Source organism: Halopseudomonas sp. MFKK-1 (genome assembly GCF_027474385.1).
Classification (GTDB): Bacteria; Pseudomonadota; Gammaproteobacteria; order Pseudomonadales; family Pseudomonadaceae; genus Halopseudomonas; species Halopseudomonas aestusnigri.
Genome location: NZ_CP114836.1, coordinates 421,081 through 441,863 on the forward strand (window position 1 = coordinate 421,081; position 20,783 = coordinate 441,863).

The 20,783-nt window shown below is 61.2% G+C and carries 18 protein-coding genes; 15 read left to right on the plus strand and 3 right to left on the minus strand.

From position 1 onward, the window contains the following. Positions 1-54: 54 nt before the first annotated feature. Positions 55-1,740: a fatty acid--CoA ligase gene (locus O5O48_RS01875; protein WP_233049028.1), complete on the minus strand. Its 1,686-nt coding sequence runs from the start codon at positions 1,738-1,740 to the stop codon at positions 55-57. A gap of 237 nt (positions 1,741-1,977) precedes the next feature. Between O5O48_RS01875 and O5O48_RS01880 the strand changes: the two genes are divergently transcribed. From O5O48_RS01880 to O5O48_RS01915, 8 genes are all read left to right on the plus strand, one after another. Next, on the plus strand, positions 1,978-3,159 hold the full coding sequence (locus tag O5O48_RS01880) for an acetyl-CoA C-acyltransferase (RefSeq protein WP_228247732.1): 1,182 nt from the start codon (positions 1,978-1,980) through the stop codon (positions 3,157-3,159). Positions 3,160-3,523: 364 nt separating this feature from the next. Continuing rightward, complete coding sequence (gene urtA, locus O5O48_RS01885; protein ID WP_228247731.1) at positions 3,524-4,822, plus strand: urea ABC transporter substrate-binding protein; 1,299 nt, start codon at positions 3,524-3,526, stop codon at positions 4,820-4,822. Between the two features lie 102 nt (positions 4,823-4,924). Further along, positions 4,925-6,571, plus strand: a complete 1,647-nt coding sequence (gene urtB, locus O5O48_RS01890; RefSeq protein ID WP_088274898.1) for an urea ABC transporter permease subunit UrtB — start codon at positions 4,925-4,927, stop codon at positions 6,569-6,571. Between the two features lie 31 nt (positions 6,572-6,602). Continuing rightward, entirely contained in the window at positions 6,603-7,715 is a 1,113-nt protein-coding gene (gene urtC / locus O5O48_RS01895) for an urea ABC transporter permease subunit UrtC (RefSeq protein ID WP_412779065.1), read from the plus strand. Beyond that, positions 7,712-8,548, plus strand: coding sequence for an urea ABC transporter ATP-binding protein UrtD (gene urtD, locus O5O48_RS01900; RefSeq protein WP_233049027.1), 837 nt, complete (start codon positions 7,712-7,714; stop codon positions 8,546-8,548). Before urtC ends, urtD begins: the two co-directional genes overlap by 4 nt. Before the next feature lie 2 nt (positions 8,549-8,550). Then, positions 8,551-9,246, plus strand: coding sequence for an urea ABC transporter ATP-binding subunit UrtE (gene urtE, locus O5O48_RS01905; RefSeq protein ID WP_088274669.1), 696 nt, complete (start codon positions 8,551-8,553; stop codon positions 9,244-9,246). A gap of 333 nt (positions 9,247-9,579) precedes the next feature. Further along, positions 9,580-10,485, plus strand: coding sequence for an SDR family oxidoreductase (locus O5O48_RS01910; RefSeq protein WP_088274667.1), 906 nt, complete (start codon positions 9,580-9,582; stop codon positions 10,483-10,485). Between the two features lie 153 nt (positions 10,486-10,638). Beyond that, positions 10,639-11,403, plus strand: coding sequence for an HNH endonuclease (locus O5O48_RS01915; protein WP_096003904.1), 765 nt, complete (start codon positions 10,639-10,641; stop codon positions 11,401-11,403). 12 nt (positions 11,404-11,415) lie between these two features. Here O5O48_RS01915 and O5O48_RS01920 read toward each other — a convergent pair whose 3' ends face one another. Both O5O48_RS01920 and O5O48_RS01925 read right to left on the minus strand, forming a co-directional pair. Continuing rightward, complete coding sequence (locus O5O48_RS01920; protein ID WP_269688003.1) at positions 11,416-12,165, minus strand: hypothetical protein; 750 nt, start codon at positions 12,163-12,165, stop codon at positions 11,416-11,418. A 208-nt stretch (positions 12,166-12,373) separates the two neighbouring features. After that, positions 12,374-13,537 carry a type III PLP-dependent enzyme gene (locus O5O48_RS01925; RefSeq protein WP_088274661.1) on the minus strand — a complete coding sequence of 388 codons (1,164 nt, stop codon included), beginning with the start codon at positions 13,535-13,537 and terminating at the stop codon, positions 12,374-12,376. Between the two features lie 488 nt (positions 13,538-14,025). Between O5O48_RS01925 and O5O48_RS01930 the strand changes: the two genes are divergently transcribed. From O5O48_RS01930 to O5O48_RS01960, 7 genes are all read left to right on the plus strand, one after another. Further along, entirely contained in the window at positions 14,026-14,862 is an 837-nt protein-coding gene (locus tag O5O48_RS01930) for a MotA/TolQ/ExbB proton channel family protein (protein ID WP_228245369.1), read from the plus strand. Further along, positions 14,852-15,247, plus strand: coding sequence for an ExbD/TolR family protein (locus tag O5O48_RS01935; RefSeq protein ID WP_170063071.1), 396 nt, complete (start codon positions 14,852-14,854; stop codon positions 15,245-15,247). Before O5O48_RS01930 ends, O5O48_RS01935 begins: the two co-directional genes overlap by 11 nt. Then, a complete protein-coding gene (locus O5O48_RS01940) occupies positions 15,244-15,672 on the plus strand; it encodes an ExbD/TolR family protein (protein WP_269688004.1) in 429 nt (142 codons plus the stop codon). Before O5O48_RS01935 ends, O5O48_RS01940 begins: the two co-directional genes overlap by 4 nt. Then, positions 15,669-16,418: an energy transducer TonB gene (locus O5O48_RS01945; protein ID WP_088274655.1), complete on the plus strand. Its 750-nt coding sequence runs from the start codon at positions 15,669-15,671 to the stop codon at positions 16,416-16,418. Before O5O48_RS01940 ends, O5O48_RS01945 begins: the two co-directional genes overlap by 4 nt. Before the next feature lie 147 nt (positions 16,419-16,565). Further along, positions 16,566-18,812, plus strand: coding sequence for a TonB-dependent receptor (locus O5O48_RS01950; RefSeq protein WP_228245382.1), 2,247 nt, complete (start codon positions 16,566-16,568; stop codon positions 18,810-18,812). A 72-nt stretch (positions 18,813-18,884) separates the two neighbouring features. Next, complete coding sequence (locus O5O48_RS01955) at positions 18,885-19,568, plus strand: Fe2+-dependent dioxygenase (RefSeq protein WP_269688005.1); 684 nt, start codon at positions 18,885-18,887, stop codon at positions 19,566-19,568. A gap of 13 nt (positions 19,569-19,581) precedes the next feature. Continuing rightward, complete coding sequence (locus O5O48_RS01960; RefSeq protein WP_269688006.1) at positions 19,582-20,697, plus strand: alpha-hydroxy acid oxidase; 1,116 nt, start codon at positions 19,582-19,584, stop codon at positions 20,695-20,697. The last annotated feature ends 86 nt before the right edge of the window (positions 20,698-20,783 follow it).

A 20,783-nucleotide genomic window follows, 5' to 3' on the forward strand; every position in this document is an offset into this window, starting at 1 on the left:
CAGGCAAAAAAAACCGCATCGTAAAAACGATGCGGTCATTCACCGGCAGACGAATCAGGCGAGCGAGGAAATGCACTCCGCACCGGCGTCCAGCCAGCCGGCGATTTCAGTGCGAATGCGCTTCTTGTCGAGCTTGCCGACGCTGGTCTTGGGGATTTCCGTCACTACCGCAATCTGACGCGGAATCGCCCACTTGTTGATATGCCCCTCTTCAACAAAGGGCATCAGGTGCTCGGCCATCGCGTCTGCGGTGACTGTCTGACCGGCGGCGGGGACAATCAATGCGAACGGACGCTCGTCCCAGCGCGGGTCAGGCACGCCCACCACCGCTACTTCAGCAACCAGCGGACTGCGGCTGATCAGGTCCTCAAGCTCGAGGGACGACAGCCACTCACCGCCGGTCTTGATCACATCCTTGATGCGGTCGCGAATCTCGATAAAGCCCATCGGGCTGATGGTTGCCACGTCACCGGTGTGCATCCAGCCGCCGGCCCACAGTTCCTGACTCTTCTCCGGCTCGCGGAAATAGCCCTGGGTCAGCCAGGGTGCGCGCAGCACCAGCTCGCCCTGGGTCTCACCGTCCTGCGGCAGCAGAGTGCCATCCGGTGCCATGATCTGCGCCTCGACCAGCGGACCGGGCACACCAGCCTTGATGCGATGAGCGATCTGCTCGTCTTCCGATGCCTGCTCAAGCTCCAGGTTAAGGTAGCCGGCAGAGATCATCGGGCAGGTTTCCGACATACCGTATGCGGCGCCCAGCTGCATGCCCTTGGCCTTGGCCGCCAGATACAGCGAACGATTCAGTGCGCTGCCACCGATGATCACGCGCATGCCGCCAAAGTCGAAGTCCTTCGCACCTTCGGCGTTCAGAACCATCTGCAGAATGGTCGGAACACAGTGCGAGAACGTCACCTTGTGATCCTTGATCATCTGCACCAGACGTTCGGGCTCGTAACGGCCCGGATAGACCTGCTTGATCCCCAGCATGGTGGCGGTATACGGGATGCCCCAGGCATGAACGTGGAACATCGGCGTGATCGGCATGTACACATCACGGTTGCCGAGCTGGCGAATGCTGTCGAGCGCAGACAGTGAAGCCGCCTGCCCCAACGTGTGCAGAACCAGCTGACGATGGGTGAAGTACACACCCTTGGGGTTACCGGTGGTGCCCGTTGTATAGAAGGTCGTAGCAACCGAGTTCTCATCGAAATCGGCGAACTCGTAGGTTGGCTCAGCCGCGGCCAGCAGTTGCTCATACTCTCCTGCAAAACCTGGGAGGTCGGCGGTTTTATCGTCTTCGTCGGTCAGCAGAATGGTCGTGGTGACCGTGGTCAGGTCATTTTCAATGGCCTTGTAGATCGGCACGAACTCACTGTTGATCAGCACCACCACGTCTTCAGCGTGGTTCATGGTGTAGAGAATCTGATCCGGTGACAAACGGACGTTGATGGTATGCATGACAGCCCCCAACATCGGCACTGCGAACATGCACTCCAGATAGCGATGGCTATCCCAGTCCATCATCGCAACGGTATCCCCGGCCTTGACGCCGGCCTTGGTCAGGGCGTTGGCCAGACGACAGATGCGCTCGTTGAAGGTGCGGTAGTCGTAGCGAACCAGATCGCGATAGATGATTTCCTGCGTGCGCTCATAACGCTGCCCGGTCAGCAGCAGGTTTTTGATCAGCAGCGGAGTGGAGCGTGCCTCGTCGGCCGGCTTGAGGATACGAGTATTGAGCATTGAATGACCTACTATTTTTAGGATTGTCAGGGCATGGCATAAGTTGAAAAACGTCAGCGTGGCCTTGCGAGAGTAGCTGCATTGGCCAAGCCGTAGAAAGCGAAAATCATCATACGGATTTTCTTTAAACCCATCATGCGTATAATTGTAAACAAAGTCGTTTTGTGACTGAACCTGGATTCATAGTTTCAGTTCACCTTCTTGTCGTTGTCTCATCCATTTATTCAGGAGCCGGTAATGTCGGACCAAAGCATCGTAATCGTCAGTGGCGTTCGCACCCCCATGGGTGGTTTTCAGGGTAGCCTGTCCAGCATCAGCGCAGTCGACCTGGGCGCCATCAGCATTCGCGAAGCCGTCAGCCGTGCCGGCATTCCTGCCGAAGCGGTCGAAGAAGTGATCATGGGCTGCGTTCTGCCCGCCGGCCTCAAGCAGGGCCCGGCCCGCCAGGCCAGTCTGAACGCCGGCCTGCCCGCGGCTACCGGCTGCACCACCATCAACAAACTGTGCGGCTCCGGCATGAAGGCCGTGATGCAGGCGCACGACGCCCTCAAGGCCGGCAGCGCCAGCATCATGGTTGCCGGTGGCATGGAAAGCATGTCCAACGCGCCCTATATCATCGAAAAAGCCCGCAGCGGCCTGCGCATGGGTCATGGCGAAATCAAGGACCACATGTTCTTTGACGGTCTGGAAGACGCCCGTACCGGCCGCCTGATGGGCTCCTTCGCCCAGGACACCGCCGACCAGAACGGTCTGACCCGTGAGGACATGGACGCCTACGCCATTGAGTCGCTCAAGCGCGCCCAGGCCGCCATCGAAAGCGGCGTGCTGGCCAACGAAATCATCCCGGTCACCGTCAAGACCCGCAAGGGCGAGGTCGTGGTCAAAGACGACGAGCAACCGCTAAACGCCAATCTGGACAAGATTCCGACGCTCAAGCCCGCGTTCAAGAAAGACGGCACCGTCACCGCTGCCAACGCCAGCTCCATCTCCGACGGCGCCAGCGCGCTGGTGCTGATGACCGCCGCTGAAGCCGAGCGCCGCGGCCTGAAGCCGCTGGCCCGTATCGTCGGCCATGCTACCCAGAGCCAGGATCCGAGCGAGTTCACCCTGGCTCCGATTGGCGCCATGACCAACCTGTTCAACAAGACCGGCTGGACTGCGGCGGATGTTGATCTGTTCGAAATCAACGAAGCCTTTGCTATGGTCACCATGCTGGCGATGCGCGAGCACGGCCTCGACCACGCCAAGGTCAACATCTACGGCGGCGCCTGCGCCCAGGGTCACCCGGTAGGCTCTACCGGTTCACGCCTGATCGTCACTCTGATCAACGCCCTGCAGCAGACCGGCGGCAAGCGTGGTGTCGCCTCGCTGTGCATTGGTGGTGGTGAAGCTACCGCAGTCGCCATCGAGCTGATCTGAAGCAACAGACCCGGGCCGCGCAAGGCGGCCCGGGTTATCGGCACTCCCTGAGCCCTTCCCGCACAAAATCCTGACCACGCACCACCCTTTCGCACCAAATTCGTGCACTGCACCACTGCACGGCACGGCAGACCACCACCGCGCAAACCGTTCCCATTCTCGACCGAGCTGTCCACAGCCCCCATTCCAGCGCCCTTTGTCCTGAACAATGTCAGCCAATGGCAAAGCTGGCACGTTCTCTGCTCTGTCCTGTTCACAGGCTGCCTCGCCAACGACGGCCTGCATGGTCAAGCGTCCCACGGCCAGACCAGCAGCATCACGCAACAGCCAGAATTTCAGACAACAACAGAGAAAGGAAAGGAACATGACTCTGAAGAAGATCGTCAAACAGGTCGGCGCACTCGGCGTCGCCTGCAGCATGGCCCTTGGCGCACTCAGCGCACAGGCCGAGGAAACCATCAAGGTCGGCGTGCTGCATTCGCTGTCCGGCACCATGGCTATCTCGGAAACCACCCTGAAAGACACCATGCTGATGCTGATCGAAGAGCAGAACAAGAAAGGCGGCCTGCTCGGTAAACAGCTCGAACCCGTTGTCGTTGACCCGGCCTCCAACTGGCCGCTGTTCGCCGAACGTACCCGTGAACTGCTGGAACAGCACGGCGTGGACGCCATCTTCGGCTGCTGGACTTCCGTTTCGCGTAAATCGGTTCTGCCCGTCGTTGAAGAACTGAACGGCATCCTGTTCTACCCGGTTCAGTACGAAGGCGAAGAGTCTTCCCGCAACGTGTTCTACACCGGCGCTGCGCCGAACCAGCAAGCCATTCCGGCGGTTGACTACCTCAAGGATGAAGTCGGCGTTGAGCGCTGGGTTCTGGCCGGTACCGACTACGTCTACCCGCGCACCACCAACCGCATTCTGGAAGCCTATCTGAAGGCCAACGGTGTGGCTGAAGAAGACATCATGATCAACTACACCCCGTTCGGCCATGCTGACTGGCAGAACATCGTTGCTGAAATCAAACGCTTCGGCAGCGCTGGCAAGAAGACTGCCGTGGTCTCCACCATCAACGGCGACGCCAACGTGCCCTTCTACCGCGAACTGGGTAACCAGGGCGTGTCCGCCGAAGACATCCCGGTTGTAGCCTTCTCCGTTGGTGAAGAAGAGCTGTCCGGTATCGACACCGCTCCGCTGGTCGGCCACATGGCTGCCTGGAACTACTTCATGAGCGAAGAGACCCCGGAAAACGAAGCCTTCATCAAGGCCTGGCACGACTATATCGGCGACACCAAGCGCGTCACCAATGACCCGATGGAAGCCCACTACATCGGCTTCAACATGTGGGTCAAAGCGGTTGAAGCAGCCGGCACCACCGATACCGACAAGGTCATCGATGCCATGGTTGGCGTTGAAGTTCCGAACCTGACTGGCGGCACCAGCAAAATGCTGCCGAACCACCACATCACCAAGCCGGTCCTGATCGGTGAAATCCAGGACGACGGCCAGTTCCTGACCGTTTCCCGCACCGAAGAGCTGGTCCCGGGCGACGCCTGGTCCGACTACCTGGAAGGCAGCAAGGACCTGATCTCCGACTGGACCGCGCCGATCAGCTGCGGCAACTACAACACCCAGACCAAGAGCTGCGTCGGCGCCACCGCCGAGTAATCAGCCGCCATCTGACGGCGGGCCCAGCGCCCGCCCCTGTAACCGGGGCGCCCATCACGCCCCGGTTGCATGTTCAGCGTGAACCTCAATCAGGACGATGCCATGAACTCCATCTGCCGTCTGACACCCCGGCATGCCGTGCAGCAATGGCTTACCCGTTTGCTGCTGCTGTGTGTGTGCAGTCTGCCCCTGCACGCCAGCGCCCAGGAGGCTGAACCAGCCCCTGCCCAACCCACCTTCGACGAACTGGTCAGCCAACTGGCGACCGGCAACCTGCGACAGCGCGCAGCCACCGTCGAGCAACTGGCCACCCATCAAGACGAACGTCTGGCCGATATTCTCAACGCCCTTGTTGCCGGCGACCTGCTGGCCAGCAAGGACAAGCCACCGGTCATCGCCATTCGCAGCGGTGACCAACTGACCAACGCCCTGGATGGCTCAGACCTGACCGGCGCTGCCGGCCTGCGCCGCATCCCGGTGAACAACAGCCTGCGCACCCAGCTGCGCGGCATGGTTGCTCAGCTCAACCTGACCCATCCCAACAGCGACAAGCGCTATGACGCCGTACAGCGCTTTATCCGTGACGGTGTAGACGGCGAGACCGCCGCCCTGCTACGCGAGCGCCAGCCGACCGAAGGGTCCGGCCGCGTCAGCGACGCGATCGACGCCGCGCTGGCCCTGTTCGACCTGCAAACCGGCGACCGCGATCAACGCATGGCCGCCATTGACACCCTCAGCGGTTCTCTTGAGCAGGAAGCCCGCAACGCCCTGCGCAGCGTCGCCGAGAACGACGAAGACGCCGAGTTGCGCAGCGCTGCCGCCAAGGCGATTGAATCCATTCAGGGCCGCATCGAGTTCTACCGTTTCATCGAGAACGTATTCTTTGGCCTCAGCCTGGGCTCGATCCTGCTGCTGGCGGCCATCGGCCTGGCCATCACCTTCGGCGTGATGGGCGTGATCAACATGGCCCACGGCGAGCTGATCATGATCGGCGCCTACACCACCTGGGGTATTCAGGTGCTGTTCCCCGATCTGATCGAATGGAGCCTGCTGATTGCCATTCCGGCAGCGTTTCTGATCACCGCGCTGGTCGGCATCGCCATCGAACGCGGCGTGATCCGCTTCCTCTACGGCCGCCCGCTGGAAACCCTGCTGGCGACCTTTGGCCTCAGCCTGGTGCTGCAGCAGGCGGTACGCACCCTGTTCAGCCCGCTCAACCGTTCGGTCACCTCACCCGAGTGGATCAGCGGTACCCTGAGCATCAACCCGGTGCTGTCGATCACCTATACCCGTCTGTACATCCTGCTGTTCGGGCTGGCGGTGTTCTTCGCCCTGCTGCTGGTGATGAAACGCACCACCCTCGGTCTCAAGGTCCGCGCCGTCTCGCAGAACCGCGCCATGGCCCGCGCAGTGGGTGTGCGTTCCAACTGGATCGACGCCCTGACCTTCGGGCTGGGTTCCGGTATCGCCGGGGTCGCCGGAGTCGCGCTGTCGCAGATCACCAACGTCGGCCCCAACCTCGGCCAGGCCTACATCATCGACTCGTTCATGGTGGTGGTATTCGGCGGCGTGGGTAACCTCTGGGGCACGCTGGTCAGCGCCATGAGCCTCGGCCTGATCAACAACTTCCTCGAGCCCTGGGCCGGCGCCATGCTCGCCAAGGTGCTGGTGCTGATCATGCTGATCCTGTTTATCCAGAAGAAACCCAAGGGACTCTTCCCGCAGAAAGGGCGCGCCGCGGCTGACTGATCGCCGCCGCCGTTTCCTTTTTACAACCGAATTGAACGAGGGAAGTATGCTTACCCAACGACTGTTGCTCAGTGATCGGGGCGGAATGCTGGTGCTGGGCCTGGTGCTGCTCACCACCATCATCGTGCCGATTCTCAATCTGGCGGTGCCGACCGACTCACCGCTGTATGTTTCCAACTTTACCGTCGGCCTGCTCGGCAAGTTCCTGTGCTTTGCCCTGCTGGCTCTGTCGGTCGATCTGATCTGGGGCTACGCCGGCATCCTGTCGCTCGGCCACGGCGCCTTCTTCAGCCTGGGCGGTTACGCCATGGGCATGTACCTGATGCGTCAGATCGGCGACCGCGGCGTCTACGGCCACCCGGAGCTGATGGACTTCATGGTGGTGCTCAACTGGGAATCGCTGCCTTGGTACTGGCAGGGCTTCGACATGTTCTGGTTCGCCATGCTGATGGTGCTGCTGGTGCCGGGCCTGCTGGCTCTGGTATTCGGCTGGCTGGCGTTCCGCTCACGGGTGACCGGCGTCTACTTCGCCATCATCACCCAGGCGCTGACCTACGCGCTGATGCTCGCCTTCTTCCGTAACGAGATGGGCTTTGGCGGCAACAACGGCCTGAACGACTTCAAAGAAATCCTCGGCTTTGATCTGGCGGCCAAGACCACCCGCGTCGGGCTGTTCGTCGCCTCCTCGATTGCCCTGATCCTCGGCTACATGGCCTGCCGCTACATCGTTACCTCACGCATGGGCCGGGTCATCATCGCCATCCGTGATGCCGAAAGCCGCACCCGCTTCAGCGGCTATCAGGTCGAAAGCTACAAACTCTGGCTGTTTGTCTTCTCCGCCATGCTGGCGGCGGTGGCCGGCGCGCTCTATGTGCCGCAGGTCGGCATCATCAACCCGGGCGAATTCTCCCCGCTCAACTCCATCGAAATGGTGGTCTGGGTCGCAACCGGCGGCCGTGGAACCCTGTTCGGCGCCATCGTCGGCGCGTTCAGCGTCAACTACGCCAAGACCTTCTTCACCACCTTTTCACCGGAAACCTGGCTGTTCATCCTCGGCGGTCTGTTCGTACTGGTAACCCTGCTGCTGCCCAAGGGCATCGTGGGCCTGTTCGACCGCTTCAGCCGCAAGGGAGACAAACAATGAACCCGCTTGAACAACTGCGCGAAACCTGGCGCCGCGATCAAGTCTTTGACTTCGTCCAGCCCGCGCCGGACTTCTCCGCCAAGGTCGACACCACCCACGGCCCGATCCTCTACGTGGAGGACGTCAGCGTCAGCTTTGACGGCTTCAAGGCGCTGAACAACCTGAACCTGTACATCGATGACGGCGAGCTGCGCTGCATCATCGGCCCCAACGGCGCCGGCAAGACCACCATGATGGACGTCATCACCGGCAAGACCCGCCCCGACACCGGCAGCGTCTGGTTCGGCCAGCGCATGAACCTGCTGAAACTGTCCGAGCACGAGATCGCCCGCGGCGGCATCGGCCGCAAGTTCCAGAAGCCGACCATCTTCGAGGCGCTCTCGGTGTTCGAGAACCTGGAGCTGGCCACCGCCTCCAACAAGCACGTCTGGTACACGCTGAATAAAAGCCTGACCGGCGAACAGCTCGACCGCATCGACGAGGTGCTCAAGCTGATCGGCCTGAAGGAACAGTTCCGCATGGAAGCCGGCGCCCTCTCCCACGGCCAGAAACAGTGGCTGGAGATCGGCATGTTGCTGATGCAGAACCCTCGCGTGCTGCTGGTCGACGAACCGGTCGCCGGCATGACCGGCGAAGAGGTCGAGCACACCGCCGAACTGCTGACCTCGCTGGCCGGCCGTCACTCGGTCATCGTGGTCGAACACGACATGGCGTTCGTGCGCTCCATCGCCCGCAAGGTCACCGTGCTGCACCAGGGCTCGGTGCTGGCCGAAGGCAGCATGGATCAGGTGCAGAATGACCCGCGTGTGGTCGAAGTCTATTTGGGGGAATGACCATGCTCAGCATTCAAGGCATCAACCAGTTCTACAACCAGAGCCACATCCTCTGGGATCTCGACCTGGAGCTGAAAGAAGGCAGCTGCAGCTGCCTGCTCGGCCGCAACGGCGTGGGCAAGACCACCCTGCTCAAATGCATCACCGGCCTGCTGCCGGTGAAAAGCGGGCAGATCAGCCTGATGGGCCGCGACATCACCAAGCTCTCGACTGAAAACCGCGCCCGCTCCGGGATCGGCTACGTGCCGCAGGGACGCGAAATCTTTCCGCTGCTGACGGTGGAAGAGAACCTGAAAATCTCTCTCGGCGCCCGCCCCGACCGCGCCCGGCAGATTCCCGCGCACATCTACGAGCTGTTCCCGGTGCTCAAGGAAATGAAACACCGTCGCGGCGGCGACCTGTCCGGTGGTCAGCAGCAGCAACTGGCGATTGGCCGCGCGCTGGTGCTCGACCCCAAGCTGCTGATTCTCGATGAGCCGACCGAGGGCATTCAGCCCAACATCGTGCGCGACATCAGCGACGTGATCCGCAAGCTCAACACCGAGCTGGGGCTGACCGTGCTGCTGGTCGAGCAGAAGCTGCCGTTCGCCCGCCGGGCGGCGGAAAGTTTCTTCATCATGGAACGCGGGCGCATGGTCGCCAACGGCCCGATGACTGAGCTGAACGACGATCTGATCCAGCGCTATCTGACCGTCTGACTCCACCACCGTGCGCAATCCGGCCACGGCATGCCGTGGCCCTGTGCAGGCGGGGGCAGGTGGCCCACCCAACCAGCTAACGCAGCCCTCTAAATAGGTTCCTGGCATACCGTATACGGTGATACGTCACCTGGCCCGCGCCCACGACAAACATCACCACCTTCCACCGTAGGGCCACGACATGTCGTGGCCGCTGCCCCTGCAATACACCCAACACCGCCGCCAGCCCCATTTATAAGCCACTATTCACCACTGCCCCACCCCTTGCCATGTTCAAACAACTGTTCGACACTGGCTGCCTTTTTCAACCCGCACAAACCAAGGGGACAACCCATGAGCGATATCCGTTTTGACGACAAAGTCGTCATCGTAACCGGTGCTGGCGGCGGTATTGGCCGCGCCCACGCCCTGCTGTTCGCGAAACACGGCGCCAAAGTCGTCGTCAACGACCTCGGTGGCAGCACCAACGGCGAAGGCGCCAACAGCGAAGCCGCGCTCAAGGTTGTCGAAGAAATCAAAGCCGCTGGCGGTACCGCCATCGCCAACCCGGACAACGTCATCAACGGTGATCGCATCGTCGAGTGCGCGATGGACAACTTCGGTCGCATCGACATCGTCGTCAACAACGCCGGCATCCTGCGCGACAAGAGCTTCGCCAAGATGACCGATGCCGACTGGGACCTGATCTACAAAGTCCACGTCGAAGGCGCCTACAAGACTACCAAGGCCGCCTGGGACCACATGAAGAACAACAACTTCGGTCGCATCATCTTCACCTCGTCCACCTCCGGCATCTACGGCAACTTCGGTCAGGCCAACTACGGCATGGCCAAGCTGGGCCTGTACGGCTTCACCCGTACCCTGGCTATCGAAGGCCGCAAGAACAACATCTTCGTCAACGCCATTGCCCCGACTGGCGGCACTCGCATGACCGAAGGTCTGTTCCCGGAAGGCGCATTCGAAAAGCTGAAGCCTGAACTGGTCAGCCCGCTGGTTGCCTACCTGTGCTCCGAAGAGTGCAAGGAAACCGGCAGCCTGTTCGAAGTCGGCGGCGGCTGGATGGGCAAGGTACGCTGGGAGCGCTCCCTGGGTATCGGCTTCGACCCCGACAAGGGCTTCACCCCGGAAGACGTCGCCGCCAACTTCGAGCAGCTGTGCAGCTTCGAAGGCGCCGTTCACCCGAAAGACAACATCGAAGCCCTGCGTGAGCTGATGGCCAACATCCAGAAGTTTGCCTAACGGCTACTTCTGGAGCGGCAAGCTTTAAGCCTCAAGCTGCAAGCTAGAAGCAACAGCGCTGCCCGATGTTAAAAAGCCCGCCCCTGGGTTCAGGGGCGGGCTTTTTGTTTGTATTGCGGTAGGATGCTCACTACCCACACACAAGGAGGTTGTATGGCAAAGCGCTGGACTCAGGACGAGTTGCTCGTCGCGCTCGGCTTGTATTGCCAACTGCCATTTGGCCAGTTTCACCGTCGCCAGCCGCTGATTATTCAGGCCGCCAAGTCGTTGCAACGCACGCCGGACTCGCTGGCAATGAAGCTGAGCAATCTTGCTAGTCTCGACCCCCAAATAACCGGCACTGGCCGAAAGGGCCTACCTGGAGCGTCAGAGCTTGATCGTCAGATGTGGCAAACCTTTACCAGTGACACATCCACGCTAATGCCACTAGCAGAACAAGCCCTGGCTTCTGCGCTTGGTACAGAGACAACCAAAGAGCCTGAAGAACCAGCCTCTTATCAAGAGTCTGATCATTTCGCTAGAACCAAAGTCCGCAAGGGCCAACAGCTATTTCGTGCAGCAGTTCTATCGGCCTACAACAATAGCTGCTGTATCACAGGACTGAGTGATGACCGATTCCTGATCGCCAGTCATATTCGCCCATGGCGCATCGACATCCAAAACCGGCTAAACCCAAGTAACGGGCTGTGCTTAAGCCTGATGTTTGACAAGGCTTTCGACAGCGGTCTTATCACGTTCTCCGACGACTACCGACTACTGCTATCGAATGAACTGCGTGACCAACAACGCAATGCGTATATGGCCGCTACCTTTTTCGCCCACCAAGGGGCGGTCTTGCAGCTTCCAAGTAAGTTCTCACCCGACGCGACCCTCCTAGCGTGGCATCGCGAACATTGCTTCGTAGGTGAACCACTTTGAAAACAGCCATCATTAGCCACGCGCTACAGCCCGCTTAGCACCTCGCCGCTTCAACGCTGCCACAATCGCCCTCCCCGGCCACACCGAGCGCCACGTCATCACAAAGGCCCCGTACAAGGTGAGTGACCGCTTGCCGTCGGCATCGATTTCGGGTTTGACCAGGCCCTTATCCAACAGCGCATCAGACTCTTCGCGCAGGAAGGCGGTGATTTCGGCGAAGCCTTGCTCCGCCTGGTAGTCGACTGGCTGCAGGCCACCCTTGAGGCGCTGCCGCAGCTGCGCGTGCAACGACAGCAATTGCTCAACGACCTGCACCTCCGGGAACTGACAACTCTGCTTGATCGGTAGCGCCGGATAGGCTTCCGGGCGGTTGCTGTTGGAGACGTTCAGCCAGCGGCCGTCGGAGAATTTCTGCGAGAACTCGCAGTAGGTGAGATCCGGCTGATTGGTTGCGCTGATGCCGACCACAGTCCCGGCCAGCTTTAATTGCGCGTGCCAGTAGACGCGAAACCAGGTATCGGTGTGGCTATCGTGCAGCGACGAGTTACCTACCACAACGAATCCGGCATCTATCATCTGCTCGTCAAAATAGGGGACGCCCTCGGTGCAACGCTCGAAAAACTCGTCGTCGCTGACCAATTCAAACTGGACGATGGTGGGTATTCTCTGGGTGCGCCAGACGATGAAAGGTCCGACGATGTTCATAAAAAACGGCCCAATCAGCACCAGTCCGACCAGCCCCCAAAACGCGATCTCAAGCATACGGCTCCCTATATGCGGTTTGTGTGTCCTGCCCGGACTGTAACAAACCAGAGAGCAACCAGTGACCTGCTGCCCACCATTCCAGCTGATGGCATATTGAAACTGCGACCTGTACCCCATAAACAAAAACCCCGCGCCGTTGCCGACGTGGGGTTTTCACTTGCAGCTTGAAGCTTACAGCTTGCCGCTGTCTGAAGCGCTGCGCGCTTCAGACATAGATCGCTTCCAGCGGCGGGAAGCCGTTGAATTCGATGGCGCTGTAGCTGGTGGTGTAGGCGCCGGTAGACAGCCAGTACAGGCGGTCGCCAATGGCCAGGTTCAGCGGCAGGCCGTATTTGTAGTGCTCGTACATGATGTCGGCACTGTCGCAGGTCGGGCCGGCGATCACGGCTTCTTCCAGCTCGCCCTGCTTTTCGGTCCACAGCGGGAACTTGATGGATTCGTCCATGGTTTCGATCAGGCCGGAGAACTTGCCCACGTCGGTGTACACCCAGCGCTCCAGCGCGGTGTGCGACTTGCGTGACACCAGCACCACTTCGCTGACCAGAATACCGGCGTTGGCGATCAGCGAACGGCCCGGTTCGAGGATGATTTCCGGCAGCTCGTCACCAAAGTCTTCCTGCAGGAAGCGGGTGATTTCTTCCGCGTAGGTCTGCAGGGTGTTGGTCTTGGTGATGTAGTTGGCCGGGAAGCCACCACCCATGTTGATCATCTTCAGGACAATGTTGTCCTCTTCCTTCAGACGCTCGAAGATCACCTTGACCTTGGCGATGGCGGCATCCCAGGCGCCGATGTCGCGCTGCTGGGAACCCACGTGGAAGGAGATGCCATAGGGCTCCAGGCCCAGCTCCTTGGCCAGTACCAGCAGGTCCATCGCCATGTCGGTCTGGCAACCGAACTTGCGCGACAGCGGCCAGTCGGCGGTGGTGGAGCCTTCGGTCAGGATGCGTACATAAATTTTCGAGCCCGGCGCGGCCTTGGCGATGTTGCGCAGGTCGGCTTCGGAGTCGGTGGCGTACAGGCGCACGCCCTTTTCGTAGAAGGCGCGGATGTGACGCGCTTTCTTGATGGTGTTGCCGAAGCTGATCTGCTCCGGCTTGACGCCCAGCGCCAGTACCTTCTCCAGCTCATAGATGGAGGCGATGTCGAAGTTCGAGCCCTTGTCGCGCAGCAGCGAGAGCACTTCGTTGGCGGGGTTGGCTTTTACGGCGTAGTAGACCTTGGCGAACGGAAAGCCGTCGACCAGCTCGTCGTAGGCACGGTCAATGGTTTTCAGATCAACGACCAGGAAGGGGGTTTCACGCTGGTCAGCGGCGGCCTTCAGACGGCTGAAGGTGTCACGATCGAAGTAGTCGTCAAGTTTGATGGACATGGCGTCGGCTCCAAAGCATTAAGTTCGGGTGACGGACCGCGTGGGGACGAAAAGAGGATCAGATATGCAGGGCAGAGGTGCACACGCACGCCCCGCTCGATGAGCAGGAGCCTGAGGTACGCCTTCCGACGGAAGCGACTCTGAACGCTTTCAGCCAACACACAACCCGGGGGTGCGAACGTCTGATCAGTATCCCCACTTTGGTTCGCCTACTTCCCAAGGCGTGCGCCGAAAGCAATAAGCCCGCTCTGTTCTGCGGTCTTGCTGTCTCGTCGTCAGTACTTGAGCCGTATGGATCGTGCCAGCCTCAACGTTCGGAGCGAACCTTAAAACCAAGCGACCCGGCGGTCAATAGCAGGCGACCATTTATCTGGGACAACGCTATTGCCCGGATGCTCCCGGGCACATTCTGCTCGCGTTGAATTTGTTGCAAGAAGTAATGAGAACACCTATCATTTGCGCCTCAATTTTCTCTCCGGAGACCTCCAGTGACAGTAGAAGCCACCACGCCAACCGCAATCGAACCCGCCGCCGCCCCTCTTGGCACCGCCGTTCCCGATGCTGCCATCGACGCATCAGCGGCTACCGTCGCTGCTGATCCCGCTCTGACCTCCGCCCCGCTGGATGCCAGTCTGAACGCGGCTGTTGACAATGTTGAGACAGCTACGACCCTGCTGGACACCCTGCGCGATTGGTTGATCGTCGGTGGCCCTGTGGTCTGGATTCTGCTGGGCATGTCGGTTGCTGCCCTGAGCATCCTGCTGATCAAACTGTGGCAGTTCTATATGCCAGCGCCAGAGGGTACCCGCGCCGTGCGTCGCAGCCTGGCGCTCTGGCACCAGGGCAAGGCCGACGATGCCATTGCCCAGCTCAATACCCGTCAGGCCGTGCCGGCGGTTCTGCTGCTGGCCATGCGCGGCAAGCGCAGCGGCACCGACCAGCAGCTGCTGCGCGAGGAACTGGAACGTGTCGCCAGCTTCCGCCTTAACCAGCTCAAGCTGCTGCTGCGCCCGCTTGAGGTGATCGCCAACCTGGCGCCGCTGCTGGGTCTGCTGGGTACGGTTCTGGGCATGATTGTCGCGTTCCAGAACATGGAAGCCGCTGGCAGCCGGGTTGACCCGTCAGTGCTGTCCGGTGGTATCTGGCAGGCGCTGCTGACCACTGCGGTGGGTCTGGCGGTTGCCATCCCGGTGGTCGCGGTGCACAGCTGGATGGAGCGCCGCGTCGAGCGCATCGCCGCCAGTCTGAACGACGCCGTTACCCAGGTGTTCACCCACCAGCCCAAGCCCCCGGTCGCCAGCGGAAAGGTCGCCAATGCAGCTTGAAGCCTTTCCGGGCAAGAAGCGTCGCGGCATCAGCCTGACACCGCTGATTGATGTGGTGTTCATTCTGCTGCTGTTCTTCATGCTCTCGTCCAACTTCATGCACTGGCGGCAGATCACCCTGTCGTCGGCGGAGCAGTCCGAGCAGACGCCGGACAAGATTGAAGTGGTGCGCGTGGAGTCCGACGCGGGCCGTGTTACCCATGCCGGCAAAAGCTATCAGCTGCAGGACCTGACAGCGCTGAGCGCCCTGGTGGCAGCAAACCCCGAGGCGGTCTTCGCTGTTGAAGCCGCGCCCGAGGTCAAGACCCAGACGCTGGTGTCGCTGCTCGATCAACTGCACCGCGCCGGTGCCAAGAAAGTCTCCATGACCGGAGTACTGCCATGAAGCTGGTTGCCGAAAACAGCACCCGCAAGGACAACGGTGATGATCAGCTGATCCCGCTGATCAACATCGTGTTCCTGATGCTGATCTTCTTCATGGTCGCCGGTCAGATCAGCCAGTCGGACGCCACCTTTGTGTCGCCGCCCGAATCCATTGCCGAAGCGCCGATTGACGACGACGCACTGCAGATTCTGATCGACGCCGAGCTGACCATCTGGCTCAACGACCAGCAGATCACGCTGGAGGAGCTGGAAGCGCCGCTGATTACCACTTTTGAGCAAGTGGAAGACCCGGAAAGCTTCACCCTGGCCGTCAAGGCCGATGGCGAGGTCCCGGTCGAGAACCTGCAGGCGCTGCTGCAGCGTATCAAGGCTGCCGGTTTCCGCCGCGTCACCCTGCTGACCCAACCCGGCGAGGCGTTGCCATGATCCGTGCACATCACTGGATTGGCGCCGTTCTGCTCGCTGCTCTCGCGCACATTGCCGTATTCGCCCTGCTGGCCTTCAACCCGCCCAAGGGCACCGCCGCCGCGCAGGGTGAAATGGGTATCGAGATTGATCTGGGCATGCTGGGTGATCTGGGTGAAGCCCAGGAAACCGAGCAGCCGAAGGAAGTCGCGCCCCCCAAGCCGACACCTCCGCCGCCGCCACCGGAACCAGCGCCGGAACCGCCGCGCCAGCAGGCACAGGCGCGCGTGCAGGCCAAACCCAAGCCGCGCCCGGAACCGCCGCGCGAGCAGGTCGAAGCGCCCCAGCCCACCCCTGAGCCTGCACCGGCTGCGCCTGCCGTCGAGACCGGTCAGAGCGACGCCAATCAAGCGCAGCTCAAGCAGTCTACGGGAGTGGGTAATGCAGCCACGGCCGGCGGCATGGGCGGCGCGTCAACCGACTATAAGGCCAAGGTGGCAGCGAGTCTGGCCCGCAACAAGCGTTACCCCCATGCGTCGCGCCGTCGCCGCGAGGAAGGCGTCGCGATTCTGAGCTTCACCATTCATCGCGATGGTTCTGTGACAGGGGCCCAGATCCGCGAAAGCTCCGGCTTTGCGCGGCTGGATCAGGCGGTACTGAAGATGCTGGAAGACGCCTCACCGTTCCCGCCATTCAGCGAGGACATGACCGAAGAGCAGATGACCCTGCGTATTCCGGTCGACTTCAAGGTGGTGAACAGCCGCTGAAGCGCGCACCAAAGAGCAACAGCAGTGCCTGAAAGGAAAAACCGCAACGCGGCGTTAAACCCGGTGTTTTCAGTCAACGGACGTATTCCAGAGAAGAACGCGACGTCGCCAACGTGAAAACACCATTGGAACCAGGAAAAAGAGAGCATGAGCAACAAAACCACCAACGCTGCTGCCCTGCCGGGTAGCGACCTCAGCATGCGCAAGATTGCTTCCCCCCACAGTCTGGTCGCCACCTCGCTGGCACTGGCCATCTCCGGTGGCATCGCCAACCCGCTGTACGCTGAAGAAATCAGCCTCGACACGCTGCACGTTGAAGACACCGGCATTCAGGCCGACGCCAACCCCTACGCTGAAGAGGCTGCACCGTACAAGGCCCGCACCCTGTCTGACAGCCGTCGCACCCGCGACATCGCAGACACGCCGCAGACCATGACCGTGATCACCCGCAGCGCCATCGAAGACTCGGGCAAGACCGAACTCAAAGACATTCTCAGCGCCCAGCCCGGCATTACCCTGGGCACCGGTGAAGGCGGCAACTCCTTCGGCGACCGCTACATCATCCGCGGCTACGAGGCCCGCAGCGACATCTACACCGACGGTCTGCGTGACCCGGGCCTGATTACCCGCGAGACCTTCGCGCTGGAGCAGGTCGAAATCGCCAAGGGCCCGAGCTCGACCTTCGCTGGTCGCGGCTCCACCGGCGGCGCGGTCAACAGCGTAACCAAGAAAGCCAACCTGTGGGACGACTTCACCACCGTTGAAGGTGGCCTGGGTACCGACGACTTCGAGCGTTATACCCTGGATACCAACCGCGTCCTGACCGACGACCTGGCCATCCGCTTCAACGGCCTGTACACCGAAGCCGAAGTGCCTGACCGCGGCCCAGCTGAAAAGCGTCGCACCGGCGCGCTGATCTCCGGTATCTATCAGCCCCTCGACGAGTTCAAGGTCCTGGCTGACTACTACTACGCGCGCAGCGATGACCGTACCGATCCGGGCACCTTCATGACCAATGGCAAGCCGGACGATGATGGCAAGTATGTCGGCCAGAGCGGTCTGGACTTCCAGCGCACAGGTGCGGACATTTTCACTCTGGGCTTCGAATGGGAGCTGGGTGACGGCCTCAAGCTGGAGAACAAGAGCCGTATCGGTTCGACCGAGAACAGCTACATCATTTCCGCCTACAGCTCGCGCAGCGGCGGCACCCGCGCCTTTACCGGCTGGCAGGAAAACGACTACATCGGCAACCAGACCAACCTCACCATCGACAAGATGTGGGGCGAGGTGCGTCATACGCTGGTTACCGGCATGGAGTTTGCCAACGAGCAGACCGATGCAGGCGGCTACAGTGTCACCCCGAGCAGCGTACCGGTTAACCCCTACAACCCGGATAACAGCGCCTGGAGCGGCACCACCAGCCGCGGAGATGCGGTCACCAAGCTGGAACTGGAAACCGTCTCGGCCTATGTGATGGATACCATCACGCTGAACGAGGATTGGGAGATCTTCGGTGGCGTGCGCTATGACCGCTTCGACTACTTCATGGACAAGGCCGAGAGCACCGGCCGCGGCGGCGTGATCATTCCTGCTGCTACCTACAAGTACAACGACGCATTCTGGAACGGCCACATGGGCGTGGTGTACTCGCCCTGGGAGCACGGTAACGTCTACCTGAGCTGGAGCACCTCCTCCAACATCAACGGCGGTGAGGCCGATGCCGGCACCAACTGCGGTTACGGCGGCATCTGCACCGACGACGCCGGCAACTACGCCAATGCCGAGCCGGAGCAGTCCACCAACTGGGAACTGGGCACCAAGTGGAACCTGCTGGATCACCGTCTGTTGCTGACTGCAGCAGTATTCCAGACCACCAAGGAAGACGTCATCGAAGGCGGCAACGACTCCTATCAGAGCGGCGGCAGCCTGAATACCGGCGAAAACCGTGTGCACGGTATCGAGCTGGGTCTGGCCGGCAACATCACCGACCGCCTGAGCGGCCAGATCGGTGCAGCCGTGATGAACTCCGAGACCCTGGAGTCATTTGACCCGGCCAACGAAGGTCTGCCCAAGGCCAACTTCGCCGAGAAGAGTGCCAACGCCCAGCTGCGCTATCAGCTGACGCCGGCCTTCGCCTTCGGCGGCACCATGACCTACTCCAGCGAAATCTTTGGTGGCCAGCCGGACACCGGCGCCAACGGCAACATGGTGCTGGACGGCTATACCGTCTACGACCTGTTTGCCAGCTACAAGGTCAACGAAAATCTGGACCTGCGCGCCAACCTGCAGAACCTGTTCAACGAAGACTATTACACTGCGGTGTACCGTGGTGGCAGCATCGTGTACAAGGGTGACGCACGCAACGCTCAGCTGACTGCCCGCTACAAGTTCTGATGCGGCAACGTTGAGCACGACGACAGCGGCGGGGTTACCCCCGCCGCTGTTCCGTTTCCGAGGGAGACTTTTATGATCATCGTCATTCCCGGTGTTTTCAGCCCGACCGAAGTGGAGCGCATACGCGGCTATCTGGACGCCGCCGACTGGCAGGATGGCAACGCCACAGCCGGTGCTCAGGCGCAACAGGTCAAGCAAAACCAGCAGTTGCCACTCGACAGCCAGCTGACCCGCCAACTGGGCGAGATCATCCTGTCCACGCTCGGCAAACACCCGACCTTTATATCTGCGGCATTGCCGCTGAAGATTTTCCCGCCGATGTTCAATCGTTACCGCACCGGCGAAACCTACGGCCTGCATGTGGACAACGCGATTCGCTACGCACCCGGCAGCCCGACTCCGATCCGCACTGACCTGTCCGCCACCCTGTTCCTCTGCAGCCCGCAGGAGTACGCAGGCGGCGAACTGGTCATCGAGGACAACTTCGGCAGCCAGCGCATCAAGCTGGAGGCCGGCGATCTGGTGCTGTACCCGTCCACCAGCCTGCATACAGTGACTCCGGTAAGCTCCGGGGCGCGCACTTGCGCGGTGTTCTGGCTGCAGAGCATGGTGCGCAGCAATCAGCAGCGCGAAACCCTGTTCGAACTGGACCAAAGCGTTCAGGCGCTGACCGCCGAGCTGGGCCCCAGCCACGCCGAGGTCGTGCGCCTGTCCGGCGTCTATCACAACCTGATTCGCCAGTGGGCGGACACCTGAGCGAGATGCCCTGATGAGCCTGCCAGACCACACCCCGCTGCGCGCACCCCTTGCAGCAATTCCGCGTGACCTGGTCAGCGTCGCCGACTACGCCCGCTACGCGCCCGGGTTCATCGCTCCGCCCGTGCTTGAGTACATCGCCGGCGGTGGCGCGGATGAAGTCACGCTCAAACGTAACCGTCAGAAGCTGGATGAGCTGATGATCCTGCCGCGGCCGCTGGTCGACTGCACCCGCGGCGGCACGCACACCACAGTGCTGGGTGAACACCTGCGTCACCCGCTGCTGCTGGCACCGGTTGCCTTCCAGCAACTGGTGCACCCGGATGGCGAACTGGCTACCGCCACCGCTGCCAGCGTGCTGGAAACCGGCATGGTCGTCAGTACGCTCGCCAGCCAGCCGCTGGAAGGCATCGCCGCGCGCCTTGAAAGCCCGCGCTGGTTTCAGCTGTACATGCAGCAGAGCCGCGACTTCACCCTGAGTCTGGTCCGCCGCGCCGAAGCCGCCGGTTACAGCCAGCTGATGGTTACCGTCGACGCACCGCTGCACGGCATCCGCAACCGCGCCCAGCGCGCCGGCTACCAACTGCCGGCAGACATCGAAGCGGTCAACCTGGCAGGCCGCCCGCCGCTGCCAAGCGCCAGCTTCGATCCCAGCCAGAGCATTGTCTTCCAGGGCATGATGAGTGAGGTGCCAACCTGGGACGACATTGCCTGGCTGCAGCAGCAAACGCGTCTGCCGATCACCCTCAAGGGCCTGCTGCACCCGGCTGATGTGAGGCGCGCGCAGGACATGGGACTGGCCGGTGCGGTGATCTCCAACCACGGCGGCCGCACGCTGGACTGCGTGCCCAGCGCTATCGAGATGCTGCCGCGCATCCGTGAGGCGGTCGGTCCGGACTTCTGCCTGCTGCTGGACGGCGCCATCGAACGCGGCACCGATATATTCAAGGCCATAGCGCTGGGCGCCAACGCCGTGCTGATCGGTCGTCCGCAACTCTACGCGCTGGCCGTCGCCGGCCCGCTTGGCGTAGCGCACATGCTGCGGGTGCTGCGTGAGGAGCTGGAAGTGACCATGGCATTGGCAGGCACACCGACTATTGCCGATATTACCCCTGACGCCCTGATCTAGGACGCCAGCCAGAGCAGGGCATGCCCCATTGCTGTGCCCTCTCCTGCCGACCAGCATTACGCACTGCTGTTGCGCACCAAAACAGA